The following is a 252-nucleotide window of genomic DNA, read 5'->3' as shown; positions in this document are numbered from 1 at the left end:
GGCCCGCCCGGACCCTGAGTGGAACCACCTGACAGCGAGGTCAGGCCCCCACCCCTGCGGTCATGCCGCCAGCGACAACCTCAGCCAGCCGGGACCCGTTGCCGCTGCCGGTCGGTGGATCCGGGCTAAGGGAGTGACCGACGAAGTCGCGCACCTGCTTGGCCCGGTTGTAGATCATCCGGGCGTGACTGAGATCGCCGGTGTAGCCAATCTCGTCGGCGAACGCCTCGAACAGCGGCATCCGCTGGTCGT

General features: G+C 68.3%; 1 protein-coding gene. It reads right to left on the bottom strand.

The genetic code is table 11. The features are described 5' to 3' along the window. Positions 1–40: 40 nt before the first annotated feature. Positions 41–252 (bottom strand): hypothetical protein (locus tag G6553_RS20600; RefSeq protein ID WP_207620092.1); only part of this gene is annotated, 212 nt, incomplete at its 5' end.

The organism is Nocardioides sp. IC4_145 (assembly GCF_011250565.1).
Lineage (GTDB): Bacteria > Actinomycetota > Actinomycetes > Propionibacteriales > Nocardioidaceae > Nocardioides.
The sequence above is the reverse complement of the archived record's forward strand: the minus strand, read 5'-3'. Positions and strand labels throughout refer to the sequence as shown.